This is a genomic window from Methylovirgula sp. (assembly GCF_037200945.1).
GTDB lineage: Bacteria > Pseudomonadota > Alphaproteobacteria > Rhizobiales > Beijerinckiaceae > Methylovirgula.
Genome location: NZ_JBBCGP010000001.1, coordinates 3,627,990 through 3,646,157, shown reverse-complemented (window position 1 = coordinate 3,646,157; position 18,168 = coordinate 3,627,990). Strand labels below are relative to the sequence as shown.

18 protein-coding genes are annotated in these 18,168 nt (G+C 61.5%); 5 read left to right on the top strand and 13 right to left on the bottom strand.

The genetic code is table 11. The annotated features are described in order from the left end of the window. The first annotated feature begins 134 nt into the window (after window positions 1-134). On the top strand, window positions 135-1,481 hold the full coding sequence (gene gltX / locus WDN02_RS17780) for a glutamate--tRNA ligase (RefSeq protein WP_337294983.1): 1,347 nt from the start codon (window positions 135-137) through the stop codon (window positions 1,479-1,481). On the opposite strand, the gene WDN02_RS17775 is transcribed toward gltX, so the two are convergent. The 6 genes from WDN02_RS17775 to WDN02_RS17750 form a co-directional block, all read right to left on the bottom strand. After that, window positions 1,432-2,661, bottom strand: a complete 1,230-nt coding sequence (locus WDN02_RS17775; RefSeq protein WP_337294750.1) for a DUF2865 domain-containing protein — start codon at window positions 2,659-2,661, stop codon at window positions 1,432-1,434. The two genes, gltX and WDN02_RS17775, sit on opposite strands and share 50 nt — an antisense overlap. Before the next feature lie 164 nt (window positions 2,662-2,825). Continuing rightward, complete coding sequence (locus WDN02_RS17770) at window positions 2,826-3,311, bottom strand: ATP F0F1 synthase subunit B (protein ID WP_337294749.1); 486 nt, start codon at window positions 3,309-3,311, stop codon at window positions 2,826-2,828. A 15-nt stretch (window positions 3,312-3,326) separates the two neighbouring features. Continuing rightward, entirely contained in the window at window positions 3,327-3,872 is a 546-nt protein-coding gene (locus WDN02_RS17765) for a F0F1 ATP synthase subunit B' (RefSeq protein WP_337294748.1), read from the bottom strand. 73 nt (window positions 3,873-3,945) lie between these two features. After that, window positions 3,946-4,203 carry a F0F1 ATP synthase subunit C gene (locus tag WDN02_RS17760; RefSeq protein ID WP_337294747.1) on the bottom strand — a complete coding sequence of 86 codons (258 nt, stop codon included), beginning with the start codon at window positions 4,201-4,203 and terminating at the stop codon, window positions 3,946-3,948. A gap of 54 nt (window positions 4,204-4,257) precedes the next feature. Continuing rightward, window positions 4,258-5,001 (bottom strand): F0F1 ATP synthase subunit A, encoded by a 744-nt coding sequence (locus tag WDN02_RS17755; RefSeq protein WP_337294746.1) that lies wholly within the window; start codon window positions 4,999-5,001, stop codon window positions 4,258-4,260. A 67-nt stretch (window positions 5,002-5,068) separates the two neighbouring features. Next, complete coding sequence (locus WDN02_RS17750; protein WP_337294745.1) at window positions 5,069-5,449, bottom strand: AtpZ/AtpI family protein; 381 nt, start codon at window positions 5,447-5,449, stop codon at window positions 5,069-5,071. 339 nt (window positions 5,450-5,788) lie between these two features. Between WDN02_RS17750 and WDN02_RS17745 the strand changes: the two genes are divergently transcribed. Then, window positions 5,789-6,814 (top strand): TonB family protein, encoded by a 1,026-nt coding sequence (locus WDN02_RS17745; RefSeq protein ID WP_337294744.1) that lies wholly within the window; start codon window positions 5,789-5,791, stop codon window positions 6,812-6,814. Window positions 6,815-6,914: 100 nt separating this feature from the next. Here WDN02_RS17745 and WDN02_RS17740 read toward each other — a convergent pair whose 3' ends face one another. Together WDN02_RS17740 and WDN02_RS17735 are read right to left on the bottom strand one after the other, a co-directional pair. Further along, a complete protein-coding gene (locus tag WDN02_RS17740) occupies window positions 6,915-7,382 on the bottom strand; it encodes an SRPBCC family protein (RefSeq protein WP_337294743.1) in 468 nt (155 codons plus the stop codon). A gap of 167 nt (window positions 7,383-7,549) precedes the next feature. Further along, entirely contained in the window at window positions 7,550-7,717 is a 168-nt protein-coding gene (locus WDN02_RS17735; RefSeq protein ID WP_337294742.1) for a hypothetical protein, read from the bottom strand. Window positions 7,718-8,021: 304 nt separating this feature from the next. Between WDN02_RS17735 and WDN02_RS17730 the strand changes: the two genes are divergently transcribed. Further along, window positions 8,022-8,558, top strand: coding sequence for a formaldehyde-activating enzyme (locus WDN02_RS17730; RefSeq protein ID WP_337294741.1), 537 nt, complete (start codon window positions 8,022-8,024; stop codon window positions 8,556-8,558). On the opposite strand, the gene WDN02_RS17725 is transcribed toward WDN02_RS17730, so the two are convergent. The 5 genes from WDN02_RS17725 to WDN02_RS17705 form a co-directional block, all read right to left on the bottom strand. Next, complete coding sequence (locus WDN02_RS17725; RefSeq protein ID WP_337294740.1) at window positions 8,559-8,867, bottom strand: hypothetical protein; 309 nt, start codon at window positions 8,865-8,867, stop codon at window positions 8,559-8,561. Continuing rightward, the gene (smc, locus tag WDN02_RS17720) at window positions 8,864-12,319 is read right to left on the bottom strand and encodes a chromosome segregation protein SMC (RefSeq protein WP_337294739.1); all 3,456 of its coding nucleotides are present in this window, start codon (window positions 12,317-12,319) and stop codon (window positions 8,864-8,866) included. The genes WDN02_RS17725 and smc overlap by 4 nt, the downstream gene beginning before the upstream one ends. 134 nt (window positions 12,320-12,453) lie before the next feature. Continuing rightward, window positions 12,454-12,864 (bottom strand): YccF domain-containing protein, encoded by a 411-nt coding sequence (locus tag WDN02_RS17715; protein WP_337294738.1) that lies wholly within the window; start codon window positions 12,862-12,864, stop codon window positions 12,454-12,456. Between the two features lie 38 nt (window positions 12,865-12,902). Continuing rightward, entirely contained in the window at window positions 12,903-13,571 is a 669-nt protein-coding gene (locus WDN02_RS17710; RefSeq protein WP_337294737.1) for a DsbA family protein, read from the bottom strand. 57 nt (window positions 13,572-13,628) lie between these two features. Further along, entirely contained in the window at window positions 13,629-14,141 is a 513-nt protein-coding gene (locus WDN02_RS17705) for a DciA family protein (RefSeq protein ID WP_337294736.1), read from the bottom strand. Between the two features lie 108 nt (window positions 14,142-14,249). Here WDN02_RS17705 and WDN02_RS17700 point away from each other — a divergent pair, with 108 nt between their 5' ends. Both WDN02_RS17700 and mfd read left to right on the top strand, forming a co-directional pair. Then, entirely contained in the window at window positions 14,250-14,531 is a 282-nt protein-coding gene (locus WDN02_RS17700) for a succinate dehydrogenase assembly factor 2 (RefSeq protein WP_337294735.1), read from the top strand. 27 nt (window positions 14,532-14,558) lie between these two features. After that, window positions 14,559-18,077, top strand: a complete 3,519-nt coding sequence (gene mfd / locus WDN02_RS17695) for a transcription-repair coupling factor (protein WP_337294734.1) — start codon at window positions 14,559-14,561, stop codon at window positions 18,075-18,077. Window positions 18,078-18,168: the final 91 nt, after the last annotated feature.

The window sequence follows — 18,168 nt, the reverse complement described above, 5'->3', positions numbered from 1 at the left end:
CAGCGGCGCCTCCGCACCTTTTCAGTTTGCTTACGTTGGCCCAGGAACGCAATCCGGAGGCTGTGAGAAAGTTGGTGACCGAGCATCAGCCTTGCGATCCAGCGGTTGCGAGGGTAGGCGTTAGCGAAAGGAAGATCATGCCACCCGTAGTCCGTTTTGCCCCTTCGCCCACCGGTCGAATCCATATTGGTAACGCCCGGACGGCGCTTATCAATTTTCTTTTTGTAACAAAAGACCGTGGCCGATTCATTTTGCGTTTCGATGACACTGACCTGGTCCGGTCACGGGAAGAGTATGCGTTATCCATCGAAAACGACCTGAAATGGCTCGGGATCGTGCCGGACGCCATTGTCCGTCAATCGCAGCGATTCGAACTCTACGATGAAGCTGCGGAGAAATTGCGGTCGGCTGGGCGGCTCTATCCCTGCTATGAAACGGCCGAGGAGCTTGAGCGCCGCCGCAAACGACAACAGGCACGCGGGCTGCCGCCAGTCTATGACCGCGCCGCACTTTCGTTGACAGCCGAGGACCGGGCGGCGCTCGAAGCGCAGGGGCGAAAGCCGCATTGGCGTTTTCTGCTCGATCACACCATCATCCGCTGGAACGATCTTGTCCGCGGTGACAGCCATATCGATTCAGCCTCGCTCTCCGATCCGGTTCTCGTGCGCGAGGACGAAACCTACCTCTACACCTTGCCCTCCGTCGTCGATGACCTCAATCTCAAGATCAGCCACATCATCCGCGGCGAAGATCACGTTACCAATACCGCGGTCCAGATTCAGCTTTTCGAAGCTTTGGGGGGCGCCGTACCAGTGTTCGGCCACCATAATTTGTTGACCACGGTGTCGGGCGAGGGGTTGTCGAAACGCAGCGGCGCGCTCTCGATTGGGACCTTGCGGGATGAAGGGATCGAATCCCTGGCGGTTGCCGCCTTTGCCGTCCTGACCGGAACCTCGGACGCCGTTCATCCCGTCCAGTCGCTCGATGAACTGGCCGCGGATTTCAATTTTTCGCATGTCAGCCGCAATCAGGCGAAGTTTGATCCAGCCGAGCTCAAAAGCCTCTCGGCGCGCAACCTGCATCAGATGAGTTTCGAAGCGGCTGAGGCCCGACTCGCCGCCGCCGGGATAGAAGGGCCGAAGGCCGAACCTTTTTGGATGGCCGTGCGCGGCAATCTCGAAATATTTGCGGATGTCGCCGACTGGTGGGGCGTCGTCACGGGGGAAATCAAACCGGCGATTGAAGACGCGGATTTCATCGCCGCGGCGCGCGAAACCTTGCCTGCCGAACCCTGGGATCAGACAACCTGGTCGGCCTGGACCAATGCGTTGAAGGCCCGCACCAACCGCAAGGGCCGGCCTTTATTTCATCCGTTGAGGCTGGCTCTGACCGGCCGGGAACAGGGGCCGGAACTCGCCGGGCTCCTGCCGCTTATTGGGCGGGCGAAAGCTGAGGCCCGACTATCCGGACACGCCGCTTGACGCCATCGGCGCCCGTGACCTCGGTCGTCTCGCCGGCACCTTGCGGATAGGACGTCTGGTTGTTGACGCCGCCCGCGGAAATGCCCGCCGAATCAGTGCTCGCTGTGGGCACCTGCGCCGCAGCCGCCGCATCCCGGTCGGTCATATCGTCGCCATTGTCGTCCGTTTCATCCGTGTCCGCCGCCGGCTTACGCGGTTTTTTGCTCATGGCTTGGCCGGGCGCGGTCGGTCGCGCCATTTCGTCGGACTTTTCCTGCGTCACGACGATCTCGCCCTTTTTGCTGTGACTCAGCATGGCTTCCGCGTCGGCAAGCGTCGTTGCCCATGAAGCGCCGGCTGCTCGGCACGAACACGCCGGATCGAGCGTCTTCTGATATTTGAGCGCCGCCGGCAGGCTCATATAGGGTTTGCCGTCGAGTCCGACGGCCGTCTGGATATCCGAGCCTGGAACGCGCGAATAGACGCTCGCGTCGGCGGCGGGGCAGGAGGCTTTGCAGAAGTCTGCCAGCGTGTCCTGATCGCGGCCGGGCGCATAGGCGATCGGAAAGAATGCGCCGTCGCAATGGCGCACGCAGAGCAATTCCGATCCGCCCGAGGGGCCTTGTGCCGTTTCGGGCGGCGCTGCTGCGTCGGGCAAGGGTGGGGAATCGATTCCCGGCTCGCCCTGATCTTGGTTTGGGCCGCCGAAAAGACCGCCGAGGAACCCGCCGCCTCGATTAGCCGTCTGTTGACGGCAATAGGCGTTATAGCTCGCGACCAATTGCTGACGCTGGGGCGAATCGAGCACGTAACGGGCGTTCGATTCGAGCTGGCCGACGCTCGCCCGCAATTGTTCGATCTGCGCATTCACTTGGCCGCATTGCGGCGGTGGTGCCGAGCCGAAAAAGAGAAATTGCTGTCGGTCGCAGCCGAGTTTGTGGCCATAGGCCTCGGCACGTTGGAGACCGGCGCGTTGGCTGCGGATCTGGCCCGAATATGGGTTGGCGCGCATGCTGGACCGGTCGAGCGCCGCGATCTGCCCACGCAACGTATCGCAATTCGCGCCTTGCGCTGCGGCGGTGTGCCAAGCGTCGGGAAAGATCGTAAAAACCGCCAATGTCGTCGCCAGCGCCAGTGCGCCAGCGGCGCTGAGCGAACGGAACTGTCGGAAGGCGAAAAACCGGCGCGAAAAACGCGTCATCCCAACCTCGTCACGCGGAAACCGCTTGCGGCGCGCAGCCTCTGCACAGACTGAAGGGCTTCTGCTTGGTGCCTGCGGCGAAACAAGCGCATCGGCGCTTGCTGCGATTAGCCACGCGACCGCGACGTTTTCAAGGCCGACTTTTTAAAGCTGCTTGGCGAACCCTAATGCAGCAGACGTTTGAGGCCGTCGATGTCCTGCTCGACGAGTTCGTCGCCATAGGCACCCTTGACCTGCGATTTAAGCACGATTTCGGACGCTTTGGTGGCTGCGTCCGCCGCTGCACCGCGGACCTGATCGAGAGCCTGCATCTCGGCCGACGCGATTTTGTCTTCGGCCTGTTTGGTGCGGCGTTGGACGAAATCGCTGGCGCGCTCATGTGCTTCCTTGGCGATGAGTTCCGCCTCGACCTGCGCCTGCGCAATAATCGCCCTGGCCTCGTCTTCGGCTTCTTTCTTTTTCTGCACGAACGAGGCGAGCAGCGCCTCCGCCTCTTTGCGCAAGGCGATGGCTTCATCGATCTGCGCCTTCACACGCGCGCCGCGAGCGTCAAGCGCGTTCGCGACCTTCTTATGCAGGCCGAAATAGCCAAGCAGACCGACGAAGGTGATGAAGGCGACGGTATCCCAAAATTCTGCGTCGAAATGCATGGCGCCGCTCCGCTCTTAAACCTTGAGTTTCGCAATGGCATCAGCAACGGCCGCAGGGTCCGCCGGCTTGCCGGTGATATGTTCGAGGATGGCCGTCGTTGCCTCCTGCGCGATCTGGCCGACATTGGCCATGGCTTTGGCCTTTGTCTCTTCGATCTGCTTTTCGGCAACGGCCAATTTCGCCGCGAGCTCGCTATCAAGCGCATGGCGCTTGGCCTCCGCCTCGGCGGCGAGCTTGGCGTGCGTTTCCTGTGCCAGGTTTTGCGCATTGGTGCGCGCATCGGCGAGAGTCTTCTGATAATCCGCCGAGGCTTGATCTGCTTCTTTGCGCTTGGCGTGCGCCGCCAGCACATCGGCATTGATCTTGTTATGCCGAGTCTCGAGAATATTCGCGACGCGCGGCAGTGCGATGCGCGACATCAAAAGATAGAGTGCGCCGAAGGTCAGCACGAGCCAGATCAATAGCGACGCGAAGTTAGTCGTATCGAACGGGGGAAACGGCTCTGCCGCCGGGGCCGGCTGCGTTTGTGTGGCAGTCGTATTTTCGAGACCGTTCGCCATGACTTTAATTCTCAATCAAGGTCTTAATCGCAAAGGCAAGCGCGGGCTCGCATGCGAGCCCGCGTCAATTCAATTAATGAAGTGCGAACAAGAGCAGCAGCGCGATGAGGAAGGCGAAAAGGCCGAGAGCTTCTGCCAATGCGGCGCCGACGAAGGCGCGACCGAACTGCGCATCCGACGCCGTCGGGTTGCGCAACGCGCCGGAGAGGAAGTGGCCGAATACCAGACCCACGCCGATAGCTGCGGCGCCCGTACCGACCGCCGCGAGACCGGCGCCGATATATTTCCCCGCAGTGACGATATCGCCGGGGCTCGCGAGTGCATCTGTCATATCTAAACTCCTGCCTATTTTGAAGGGCGACCGATCTGTTGTTGCGCTCTTTATTCAGTGGCCCGGATGAATTGCGTCATTGAGATAGACGCAAGAAAGGATGGTGAAGATGTAGGCTTGCAAAACTGCGACGAAGAGTTCGAAGCCCAAGAGAACGACGTTTGCAGCGAAGGGTAATATCGCGACGAGCCACAAGGCGGCGCCCGCGCCGAGCAGCGCGGTGACGAAACCCGCCATCACCTTCAGGGTGATATGGCCGGCCAGCATGTTGGCGAAGAGACGGACGGAGAGGGTGACCGGCCGGATCAGGAAGGAAATAACTTCGATCAGCACGATGAACGGCAAAAGCCATATCGTGACGCCGGACGGCACAAACAGCTTCAGGAAGTGCAGGCCGTGTCTGGAGAAGCCGACTGCGAGCACGACGAGAATCACCAGCATCGCCAGTGCGAACGTGACGACAAGTTGGCTGGTGATCGAAAAGCTGAACGGGAGCAAGCCAAGAAGATTGCAGGCCAGCACGAACATGAAGATCGTGAAGATGAGCGGGAAGAATTTCATACCCGCCGTGCCCGCCGTCATTTTCACGGTCGAGGCGACGAATTCGTAGGACATTTCGGCCGCGGACTGCAGTCGGCCGGGTACCAGCGAGTGCTGCGAAGTGCCGAGCAGCATGATGATGGAGACGAAAGCGAGCACCAGCAGCATGAAGAGCGAGGCATTGGTAAAACCAATGTTGAGCCCGAGCAAATGGAAGGGGACGAAAGGCTTGACCGCAAATTGATGAATTGGATCCATTGCTAAACCCGCACCCTTACGTCTCGATCCGTGGCGCCCAGGCGCCGGCTCAATTCTTCTACTTCCGTCAGCGCCCGGGCTTTTTCGGCCCAAGTGCTGTCCGATAAATATTCAACATTCCGGCCGCCAGCCCCAAAAAGAGGAAAGCGATCAGAAAGATCGGGGCCGTATGCACCCAGGCATCGATCTGCCAGCCAATGAGAGCTCCGACGCTGATCGCAGAGATGAACTCGACGAGCACGCGAAGGCCGAGATTCGCAGCGCCAAGCGATTGGCCGGAGAGAACCGGCGTCGTCATCGTCTCCGATTCGTCCGGATTTCGATGCTCAGCGAGCGCATTCGACAATTTGGAAAGCCGCGCCTGCAAAGCGGCGTCTTCTTCGGCCTTCCGCCCCTCATTGATATGGCCAATTTCCCGCCGGCCGTCCGAGTCCTCACCCTGTGTCATCGCCATTCCGCCTTGTCATCCAGCGGGACTGGCGCTCTATAATGTGTCGCGGCACAAAAAGCGAGCGCCACCATAGTGCCGTGTGAGGGCAGGCGCGGTGCCGATCTATGCCTTAGAAAGCGGCAGCACCATAAAAATGCCGCCTGCTACTGTCAAGCTGGCGACGGTCGTTCTAAGGCTATGATGAGGCTTGAATTTTCGCTACGCTTGCTGCCGCAGTGCCGGATATGACAAAAGGCTTGGCGACGTGCGGAAAAACGGCCTTGGGCCGTCGGCGCTGGCCCAAACCCTCGCAACGGCGGCCACAGATTTTTCAGCAGGCGATATGAAAGCGGCCCCGTGACCGACGCGCCTTCGATTTTCCAAGAAACTTTGCAAGAAACCTTGGTGGTGACCCCAGAGGATCGGCCGATTGATGTCGCCGATCCGTTCTGGCGCAAGGCACAGCGCCGGTTTCCGCAGATTCTTCTGGGCGTCCTGCTGCTGCATCTGACGATTCTCCTGCTTTTATTTTTGATGGACCAGCCCGATAACGACGGCGCCCCCCCGGTGAAGGAAATTCCCGTCGAGATTGTCGTCCAGCCCCCGCCACCTCCGCCCCCGCCTCCGCCCAAACCGGAACAAAAGAAGCCGGAGCCGAAACCGAAGCAGCAGCCGCCGAAGCCGAAGTACCAGCATGAGGAAAAGCCGGCCTTCGACGCGCCGCGCGCCGCCAATCAGGAGACGATCAAGCGCGAGGCACTTGACGATAAGACGCGCGCCCCCGTGCAGGAGCAAAAGCCGACACCGGCCAACGAGACGAAGCCCACGCCCGAGGCGCCGAAGCCGGCGCAGAATGCCGCGCCGGAGGCCGCGCAACAGACAACTTCACCTGAGAAGCCGTCGCCGGACGAGAAGGACGCCGAGGCTCTGGACAAGGCCGCGCCGGTACAAGCGCGAAAATCGCAACGCCGGATGCGCGAGACCAAGCATCGCGCGACGTTGCCGGACGATGAGCGCGGCGCCGTCGCGCGCGAGCTCGCTTCTCTGGAGCCGTCCCCCAACTTCACGTTTGCTGCGAAAACCGAAGTCTCGCCTGTCTCAGGCGGGACGGAAGACATGCGCTATCTTTCGGTCCTCTTCGGCTTGATCATGCGGCAGCGGCATATGCCACCCCGCGTTCTCCATAACGATGTCGAAGTGGTCGTCGCTTTCTGGGTCGACGATTCCGGCGCGCTGGTACAGACCGAACTTTATCGTACGAGCGGTTATCCCGAATACGATCACGAGGCCGTCTCGGCCGTTCGCCGCGCCGCGCCGTTTCCGCAGCCGCCTTATGGCGAACCGCACGGCTTTATCGCCAAGATGGATTTTCCGGCGCGTTAGATTTTCCGGCGCAGCAATGGCTGAAACGAAAACGGTCTCCGCAGCCGCGCTGCAGAGACCGTCTGACAGAAAATGACAATTATGTCAGGAAGCGCTGGCTTTATTGCGCCAACGAATCCGCGCCGGCTTTGTAGATGCCGTCGACGACTTTCTTGGCGGCGTCGTCAGTCGTACCCTTCACCGCTTTGTACTTGCCGGTCCAGATGACGTCCGAGCCCGAACCGTCGGCGACCACCTTGATCGTCGAGATGTAATCCTTCACCGGCAGCGGGCTTTTGAGGATGCGATAGGTGTATTTGTGATCAGCTTTGTCCCACGATACAAGCCGCTCGACGATGGTGCCGCCACCCTTCAGGCTCAGAGTGCGGATCTTCTTGCCATGCGACAGTTCGCATTTCGCGACCGCGGGATGCCAGGTGCCGATGCCGCAGAAATCGCCAACCTTCGCCCAGACATCGCTGACGGAGTGGGTGGACGTGGCTTTATAATCCGAGTCAATCGCGAAGGCGGATACGCACGACAACAACAACGCGGCCGAGCCGGCCGCGAGCACTAATACTTTTTTCATAGGGCGTTTCTCCCATTATTCCCATGATCTCTGGGCTTTTTAACTTAGCCTCTGGCGCCACGCGCTGGCAATCCCGCGGGCTCGGCCCAGGATTATCGCGGCCTGCCTAAAGAAACGCGCCGGGAAGGTCCCGGCGCGAAACAATCAGCAGCAATCAGACACGTCGCTTAGTAGTGGTCGTGATGATGATGAATCACAACGACGTGGTGATGGTGGTGGTAATCATGATGAAAGCCGCCATGATGCACGACGACGACATGGTCAGCCATGGCCGCGACAGGCGCGAAGGCGACGGCCGAAGCCAGGACGATCGCCGCAACAATTTTCTTCAACATCAGGATACTCCCCTTTTTTGTTCTGAGAGCCGCGACCGCGCCGCGATTCTCTCAACCCCTATATCCAAATCGCGTCCTTAACGGCGGCTGAACTTGGCCGTAGGCGATGCACACAGAGTAGGCATCGGGTTGGGCCTTGGATAAACAGCTTGCGGGTGTTATGCGGGCGCGAAAGCCTAGAGCGGGATGCGAAAAAGTGGATACCGGTTTTTCGCACCAATCCCGCTCTAAATTACTAGAATCGATCACGTTCATGACTTTGGATCGGTCGATCCAAAGTCATCGCGATCTAAGGGGTAACGAAATGAGCGAGATTTGGTTGCGTACAGGCGAAGCGACAGTTTTGGCGGCGGAGGGGCAATTCACCGACGCAATGCCTGAGGTGATGATCGGTGATGTGCGTGGGCCAGTCGGGCAAGCGTTCGCGTCGATGGCGGGGCAGGTCGCAGGCCACCCGCGCATGTTCGTCATTCGCGATCTCAATCAGCAGGTCCGCCCAGCGACCATGATGACCACCAAAATGACGGTGCGCTCAGAAGCTTATGTCGAATTGCTGGGCGGCATCGTGCAGGCGGCGACGGGCGATGCGATCGTCGATTGCCTGTCCGAAGGAATCCTGCCGAAGAACAAGGCCAACGATCTCTGCATGATCATCATGATCTGGCTCGATCCGCGCTGCGCCACAGACGAAAATCTCGATCGCCGCGATCTTTATCGTACCAATTACGACGCGACGAAGCTCGCGATCTCGCGCGCCATGAAGGGTGAGCCAACGGTCGAGCAATTGATCGCCAACCGCAAGACGATTAGCCATTACGCCCTCGAAGGCGTGTTCGACTGATCACGCCCACGTGAAAATGGCGGCTCCGGCGGCGAACGCCAGCACGCAGGCGACAGGAAAGCCAAGCGCGAAAAGAAGTGCGGTCCGCGACTGCACGCGCAGCAGCAAAAGGATGAGCGCCGAGATCGCGCTCATGCAAAAGAAAAACGACACAACGAGACCGGCGACGATGTCTAAAGTCTTCGTTGCCGGCTCCTCGGCTGAGAACCAGAAAGCTTTGATAAGGCCGAGATAGATCACAATATCGAACCGAACGACGGCGAAAGGAATGACGCAAACGCGGCGTTGCGCACCCGGCGTCTCGCTCACACCGCCTCGAGGAAATGTTCGACTTCGGTCAGTTCGACCGACACCAATTGGCTGATGCCGCGTTCGGCCATCGTCACACCGAAGAGCCGGTCCATCCGCGCCATGGAGATCGGATTGTGCGTGATGGCGACGAAGCGCGTGTCGGTACGCTTCACCATCTGTTCAAGCAGATCGCAGAAGCGTTCGACGTTGGCGTCGTCGAGCGGCGCATCGACTTCATCGAGCACGCAGATCGGTGAGGGATTGGTGAGGAAGACGGCGAAGATCAGCGACATCGCCGTCAAAGCCTGCTCACCACCGGACAGAAGCGAGAGCGCCTGCATGCGCTTGCCCGGCGGCTGTGCGAGAATCTCAAGCCCGGCTTCCAGTGGGTCTTCGGATTCGACAAGCTTCAATTCCGCCGCGCCGCCACCAAAGAGCGTCGTGAAGAGGTCCTTGAAATGCGCGTTCACAGCGTCGAAGGCGCCGAGCAGCCGTTCGCGGCCTTCCTTGTTGAGGTTCTGGATCGCCTGACGCAGACGGCGGATCGCTTCGGTCAAATCCTCGCGCTCGCTCGTCAGGTTCGTCCGGCGCGTTTCGGATTCGGTCAACTCTTCATCGGCGCGAAGATTGACGTTGCCCAGCCGTTCACGCTCCGCCTTCAGTCTTTCGAGTTTGGCTTCGACGCTCGGCGCATCGGGCAATTCATCATCGCGCTCGACGTTGGCAAGTGCCGCAAGGCCTCTCGGATCGCATTGCAATTCGGTTTCTATGTGATGGGTGATCGCGGCGAAGCGTTCGCGCGCCCCTTCGAGCCGCGCCTCATCGCGTGCCTTTTCTTCGCGTGCGGTGCTCATGGCCTCGAGTGCCTTGCGCGCGGCTCGGTCGGCGTCAGTCAGGCGTTCTTCGGCTTTGGCGCGTGCGTCAGCGGCGGCACGGCGCGCGTTTTCGGCGGTTTCGATCTGATCCATCAGATTGCGGCGCAAGCGCAAAAATTCGCCAGGCGTATCGGCGAGTTTTTCCTGTTCGACCGCGGCTTCCTTGAGACGTGAGTCCAATTCGCCGATCTGGGATTGCGCGCGCTCGCGCCGGTTATTCCAGGAGCCGCGCTCCTCGCCGATCGCCGCAAGACGCTTCGTCCGCGTCTGCATCTCATGGATCAGCGCTTGCAGATGCGCGCGCGCTTCGGCGGTTGCGGTACGATTCTGCGCGGCCTTGGCACGCGCCGCCTCCAGCGCCATCGCAAGTTCAGGCGTCGCAACGAGTTCGGCCAGCGCCGCCTCGGCTTTGGCCTGATTGGCGCGGGCTTCGTCGCGGCTCGCGGTCAAGCGCTGCGCGGCTTCCTCGCGTCCCGATAGCCGGGCTGCGACTTGAGCCTTCTTGCGCTCGGCTTCGGCGGCGGCTTCGCGCGTCTGCTCGACAGCACGCAGGGCGTCACGGTGCGCTTGGCGCGCCTTGGCTTCCGCCTCGGCCTTCACCCGCAGATCGGCCTGCGCCGCCTCGGCTTTGGCTTTGACCTCATCAGCGGAGTGACGTGCGATCTCGGCATCGCGCGTAAGATCGCCAAGCCGGTTCTTTTCGGCGAGGCGCCGGGCCGCGGGCGTCGGCGCTTCCGCCGCAAAACAGAAACCGTCCCAGCGCCAGAGATCGCCTTCCACGGAGACGAGCCGCTGACCGGGCCGCAATTGTGCCTGCAAGGCCTTGCCGGCGCTTTGGGCGACGACGCCGATTTGCGCCAGCCGCCGTGCCAGAGCGGGCGGCGCGCTGACATATTGCGCAAGCGAGTCGATTCCGACGGGCAGGATGGGATCGTCATAGCTCGAGAGCATATCCCAATAGGCCGGGGCGGTCACATCGATCGAGGCGTCGAGATCGTCGCCGAGCGACGCGCCGAGCGCCGCCTCATAGCCCTTGGCGACGCTGATTTCTTCGACGACCGCGGGCCAGCGGCTTCCGCTCGGCGCGGAAAGCAATTTTGCCAAGGTTTGAGCTTCGGTCGCAAGACTTTGCGCCTTGCGTTCCGCGTCCTGCCAAGGGCCGCGCGTGTCCGCCTCAGCGCGGCGCGATTCGGCATGAGCGGCCTCGGCGGCGAGCATATCTTTTTCCGCCGTTTCGGCGGCCGCCTTCGCGGACTCGAACGCCGCGCCGAACAGGTCATCTGCGACCGCATTTTCGATCTCGGTACGCAGGGCGGCAAGTTCCGCGCTCACCTTTACAAGCTCGGCCTCGAATTGCGAATATCTCTGCGTCTCGTCGCGGAGATTTTTGTTCAGCGCATTGCGCTGCGCTTCGACATTAGAGAACGCACTTTGCGCAGTGCCGAGCGCGGCCTCGGATGTCGCGAGCGCCGTTTCCGCTTCGGCGAATTTTGCGCGCGCGGCGGATTCGGCATCCGTATCATCGGCACCGAATGCCGCGAGTTCCTCGGCTTCGTTATCGAGCCGCGTCAGCACCGAGGCGGCATCCTCGATCAAAGCCTGCTCGCGGCCGAGGTCGGCATTCATCTGCGCGATGCGCCGCTCAAGCTCAGCTAGGCGCGCCTTGGCGCGGCGCTCTTCGCCGTCAAGCGTTTCGCGCGCCAGCACCAGTTTCTGCAATTCGCTACCGGCATTGGCCTCGGCTTCGCGCAGGGGCGGTAATTCATGCGCCGCGACAGCCTGCAAACGCGCCGTCTCGGCCTGATGCAATGTCGCGTCGGCGACGAGCTTCAGATCGTCTTCGACTTTTTGGCCGGCGGCAGTGAGCTGCGCATTGGCTTCGCCGAAATTGACGAGCGCAAGCAAGGCCTCGTTGCGCTTGATGTCGGTGGCGAGGACACGATAGCGCGTCGCCTGCCGCGCCTGACGCTTCAGCCCGTCGATCTGCGCTTCGATCTGCTTCACAACGTCTTCGAGACGCACGAGATTGTCTTCGGCCCCCTTTAGCCGAAGCTCGGCCTCATGCCGGCGCGAATACAATCCGGCGATGCCGGCGGCCTCTTCGAGGATGCGTCGCCGTTGCTGCGGTTTGACCGAGATCAGTTCGCTGATCTGCCCCTGCCGCACCATGGCGGGCGAGCGAGAGCCGGTAGATGCGTCTGCAAACAACAATTGCACGTCGCGGGCACGGACTTCGCGGCCGTTGACGCGAAAGCTCGATCCGGCATCGCGTTCGATACGCCGGGTGACTTCAATTACCTCGTCGTCGTTGAAAACCGCCGGGGCGGTGCGCGCACTATTGTCGAGCGTCAGGCGCACTTCGGCCATGTTGCGGCCGGTCCGGTTGCCGCTGCCGGAGAAGATCACGTCGTCCATTTCGGCGCCGCGCATATTCTTCGACGAGCTTTCACCCATCACCCAGCGCAAGGCGTCGACGAGATTGGACTTGCCGCAGCCGTTCGGCCCGACAATGCCGGTCAACCCCGGTTCGATCAGGAAATCCGTCGATTCGGCAAACGTTTTGAAGCCGGCGATATGAAGTTTCTTAAATTTCATCGCCGTATGCGACTTTCACTTTCATCTAATCTCTCATGGCCGCCTGTGCGAAAATGCTCCCGATTACGGGCAAGGGCGCCCGCCAACGCAAGGCAAGGCGGCGCTTTTTCTGTGCGCAACGCCGTCCCGATTGGTCAGGCGTTCGCCGGGACAATGATCTTGCCGATCGGCCAGAGCGCGATACCGGCAAGCTTCAGGTGTGCCCAGGCGAAGGGCAGGCCGATGATAGTGATCGCCCACATCGCCGCAGTGATAACGTGGCAGAGCGCGAGCCACCAGCCGGCAAGCACGAGCCACAGAATATTGCCCAGGAAGCCAAGCGGACCGGTGCCGAAGTCGTCGCGGCCGGTCATCTGGGCGCGCGGAACGGCTCGGCTGCCGAAGGGCAATAATGTATAGGCGGCGATGCGGAATGCAGCCGGGGCCCATGGCAGGCCGATAATTGTGATCGCCATGATGATCCCGGCGATCACCCAGGCGACCGACATCCAGATGCCACCGAACGCGATCCACAGCACGTTCAAGAGAAACTGCAGCAGGTTCAAAGCGACCTCCTGTGCTTGGGCGCCACCCGCATCCTATCTTACTTCTTTGCGACCAGCGGATCGAGGATTTTGGTCAGTGCAGCGACCGGCATTTCGCCGCTATATTTCGTGCCATTGATGAAAAAGGTCGGCGTCGCATCGATGGCGAAGTCCTTGCCTGCATCCTCGCGCTCCTTGATGACCTTATCGTAGAGCTTCTGGTCGTTGAGACAGGCCTGGAAATCCTTGTCGCCCATGCCGGTCTGTTTCATCAGGCCGGCAAGCGCGTCGATGGGTGTGTCGGAATAGGCCCAGGACTGCTGCGCGTTGAAAAGGAGATCGATCACAGCCGTGCGCTTGTCGCCATCGCCGGAGCAGCGTGCCAGCATGAAGGCCGCAGCCGCGCGCGGGTCGAGCGGGAATTCTCGCAGCGCGAAACGCACCTTGCCGGTCTCGATATATTTGCTCAGCAGCGTCGGATAGGTCTCGGCATGGAAACGGGCGCAATGCGGGCAGGTCATCGAGGCATATTCGATAATCGTGACGGGTGCGTCGGCTTTGCCCTGGACAATATCAGGCAGCGCTTGCGGCGCATTCAACTTCTCGGGCGGGATCGTCACGGTCTGCGCTTGTGCGGGCCAAAGCTGCATGGCCGAAACGCCGCCGATGGCGACCGCCACAATCATTCCGAGCGCACGCATGGCGGAAAACCGCTGATATCGAGACATAAACTCCCCCGTCGAAAATTCCGATTGAAGCCGGGCAGCTCTTCGGACGGTTTCCGATCACGAGGCGGGCTTGGGGTCAAGTGAATGTTCGATAATCTGGGCGCCAAGCCGCGCCAACGCCTCGCGCAACGGACCTTCGCTGACGTCGTGGACCATCGCTTCGGCCGCGGCGACCGCTTGGGGGGATGGCGGCCGCCTTCGCGCAACGGCGGCCCGGCGCGTCACAGGCCCTTGCCGCAGGGCAATCCGGTCGATGCAGGCAAAGCCCAAGTAGCCATTCACGCGTTCAATCACAATCGCGGCAAGATGCTGCAATTCGAGCGCGAACCCGCTTTCGACCCTGACGACCAATATCGCCGGCGCGTGTTCGGTCCGCGCAGGTCCGCGCGGCGGCCATTTCAGTGCCAAAGGCTCGGACATGGCCGCGAGCCTTTCGCCGACGATATCCTCCCAATAAAGGACGATCTGCGACTCGCCGAAGCCCTGCCGGGCAAGGACCGGATCGATCACCGCGCCGACGAGATCGGCCAGCGGCCGCGACCAGGGCGAATGAGACGGACGTTTCGACATGCGCCTTTATAGCCCGCGGCAGAGGCGGGATCAAAGAGAGGCGGGATCAAAGATTGAGATGCGCCGCCAAAGGCGCTACCAAGCCCGACTTGGTGACTTTTGGCTGGGATGATGACGCAGACTGACGATCCGCGGCGCAGGCGGGCTTTATTCCGCTCCTGGCATCGCGGGATGCGCGAGACGGACTTGCTGATGGGCCGCTTTGCCGATGCAGAGATCGCCCATCTCAGCGAGACGGAATTGAGCGATTATGAAGCGCTTCTCGAAGCGCAGGATCGCGATATTCTCGGCTGGCTGACAGGGGAGATTGAAATCCCGTCGTCCTTTGACACGCCGGTGCTGGGACGGTTGCGGCAGTTTCACACCCATGCCGGGCCGATCCATATCTGAGGCTCTGGCATCTGGAATTATTGACCCGTGACTGATCTGAAGCGCGCGACCGCCGAACTTGCCAAAAAAGGCTCGCTCGTCCTGGCCTCATTGCCGGACGGGTTCGATGCCTTTTGCATTGCCGACCTCAGCCGGGCTCTCGCGCCGACGGCCGAAGAGCGCGCCGTCGTGCTCGTCCACATCGCGCGCGACGAGCAACGTGCCCGTGCCTTCAATGAAACGCTGGCTTTCGTGGCACCCGAGATCGAGATTCTCGATTTTCCCGGTTGGGACTGCCAGCCCTACGATCGCGTCTCGCCCAATGCGGCGATCTCGGCGCGTCGGATGACGGTACTGTCGCGGCTCGCACGTTCGCGCACTGCCGCCGGACGGCCGCGCATTCTCTCGACGACGATCAACGCCGTCCTGCAACGTGTGCCGCCGCGCGAAAAAGTGGCGGCGGAATCTTTCTCAGCCGCGCCCGGCAACGCCGTCAACATGACGAGCCTGACCGAATGGCTTGAGAATAACGGCTTCGCGCGTGCCTCTGCCGTGCGCGACACGGGTGAATATGCCGTGCGTGGCGGCATCCTCGATCTTTTTGCGCCATCCATGCTGGAGCCGATCCGGCTCGATTTCTTTGGCGATACGCTCGAATCGATCCGTACCTTCGACCCGGAGACACAACGCACCGTTGCGCCGCTTCGCGCGGTCGATCTTGTGCCGGTCAGCGAAGTGCAACTGACGACGGACTCCATGCGTCGCTTCCGCCAGGGCTATGTCGGCGCTTTCGGCGGCGGCCTGCGCGGCGATACGCTTTACGAGGCGGTGAGCGAAGGGCGCCGCCATCCCGGCCTCGAACATTGGCTGCCATTGTTCTACGATGGGCTGGATACGCTGTTCGATTATATCGGCGGCGCGCCGCTGGTGCTCGATCCGCTGACCGACGAGGCCGCGACCGAACGCCTGGCGCAAATCCGCGATTATTACGATGCGCGGAAACACGCGCACGATAGCGACCCGTCCAATTCCGCCTATAAGCCGTTGCCGCCCGACGCACTTTATCTGCCGGCCGACGAATGGACGAAACAACTTGCCGCGCAAGGCACCGCGCGAGTCACAGCTTTTTCACCGCCGGAAGGCGGCAAGACTCTCGTCATCGATTGCGGCGGCAAGCTCGGCCGGAATTTCGCTGCCGAGCGCGCCGACGAGGGCGCGAATGTCTTCCACGCGGCGGCCGAACATGTTCAGGCTCTCCAGGCACAGGGCAAGCGCGTCGTCGTCGCTGGCTGGTCGGAAGGCTCACGCGAGCGTCTCGGCCATGTGTTGAAGGATTTCGGCCTGCACGCGGTCGAGCCGGTGTCGTCTTTCGCCGACGCGCTGCGTGCGTCGAAGGGAACCGTCGCTCTCGCCGTCATCGGGCTTGAGGCAGGGTTCGAGGCGCCGGACCTCGCGGTGGTCGGTGAGCAGGATATTCTCGGCGACCGTCTGATTCATGCGCGCAAGAAAGCCCGGCGCGCGCAGGATTTCATTGCTGAAGTCGGTGTGCTTTCGGCCGGCGATCTTGTCGTCCATGTCGGCCACGGCATTGGCCGCTTCCAGGGTCTCACGCCGGTCGAGGCCGCAGGCGCGCCGCATGATTGTCTTGAAATCCATTATGCCGGCGGCGACAAGCTTTTCCTGCCGGTCGAGAATATCGAGCTTTTGTCGCGCTACGGTTCGGAAGGCTCGGATGTCGAGCTCGACAGGCTCGGCGGCGCCGGCTGGCAGAAGCGCAAGGCGCGGATGCGCAAGCGCGTCCTCGAAATGGCCGCAGGCCTGTTGCGTATCGCCGCTGCGCGGCAGACGCAAGCGGCGCCGTGCCTGATTCCGCCCGAGCCACTTTATGAGGCGTTCTGCGCCGGGTTCCCGTATGACGAGACGGAAGATCAGGATGCCGCGATCGACGCCGTGCTCGACGATCTGGCGTCTGGCCGGCCGATGGACCGGCTGATCTGCGGCGATGTCGGGTTCGGCAAGACGGAAGTTGCGCTGCGCGCCGCCTTCGCCGCCGCGATCAACGGCAAGCAGGTCGCCGTCGTCGTGCCGACAACCTTGCTCGCGCGTCAGCACGCGAAGAATTTCGCCGCGCGCTTCGCCGGTCTGCCGGTGAAAGTGGCGCAGCTCTCGCGCATGGTTGGCTCGGCCGATACAAAGGTCGTCAAGGCCGGTCTCACATCGGGCGACATCGACATCGTTGTCGGCACGCATACTTTGCTCGGCGGCCAGATCGCCTTCAGAGATCTTGGCCTCGTTATCATCGACGAGGAACAGCATTTCGGCGTTAAACACAAAGAGCGGTTGAAGGAGCTGCGTGCCGAAGTGCATGTGCTGACGCTATCGGCGACGCCGATCCCGCGCACATTGCAGCTTGCGCTGACCGGCGTGCGTGAACTCTCGATCATCGCGACGCCGCCGGTGGACAGGCTCGCGGTGCGCACCGCGATCAGCCCCTTCGATACGCTGCTGGTGCGCGAAGCGCTGCTGCGCGAACGCTATCGCGGCGGCCAGAGTTTCTATGTCTGCCCGCGTATCGAAGATATCGAAGAGGCTGGCGCTTTCCTGCGTCAGAATGTGCCAGAGGCGAAGTTCATCATCGCCAACGGGCAGCTTCCGGCCTCGGAACTCGAAGCCCGGATGTCGGCCTTCTATGACGGCAAGTACGACATTCTGCTGTCGACGGCGATCGTCGAGTCGGGGCTAGACATCCCCCGCGCGAATACGCTCATCGTCCATCGCGCCGATATGTTCGGGCTCGCGCAGCTCTATCAATTGCGTGGCCGCGTCGGCCGCGCGAAGACGCGCGCCTACGCCTATTTCACCACGCCGATGAACAAGAAAATGACGCCGCAGGCGGAAAAGCGGCTTGGCATCCTGCAATCGCTCGACACGCTCGGCGCTGGTTTCCAACTCGCGACGCACGATCTCGACATCCGGGGCGCTGGCAATCTCTTGGGCGAGGACCAGTCGGGCCACATCAAGGAAGTCGGCTACGAGCTTTACCAGCAGATGCTGGAGGAGGCGGTTCTGGCATTGAAGTCGGGCATCGACGAGCCAGTGGAAGAAGCCTGGTCGCCGGCGATTACGCTCGGCACGCCAGTCACGATTCCAGAGGATTATGTTGCCGATCTCGATTTGCGGCTTGGTCTCTATCGCCGTCTCTCGACGCTCCAGACCGATACCGAGATCGAGGCCATGGCCGCCGAGATGATCGATCGCTTCGGGCCGCTGCCGCGCGAAGTCGAGCAATTGCTAACGCTCGTCGCGATCAAGGCGCTCTGCCTCAAGGCGAATGTCGAAAAGGTCGATGCGGGGCCGAAGGGTGTAACACTGGCCTTCCGCGACAATTCCTTCGCCAATCCGCAAGCGCTCGTGCGCTATGTCGCGGAGCAGGGGCCGCAGGCGAAAGTGCGCCCCGACATGCGCGTCGTCTTCATCCGCGATTTCGAACAAACGCCCGAGCGGCTCGAAGGGACGCGCGCGATCCTGCGTACGCTCGCTGCAATGGCGACCAAGAAGGCGGCGTAGGGCAGAAGCATCCGCCGGCGCTCCAAGCCGACGTCATTTTAACTTCCGGCGCTTTTGCTTTATTTGAAGGTGGCCTGCAGCGTGCGGTCAT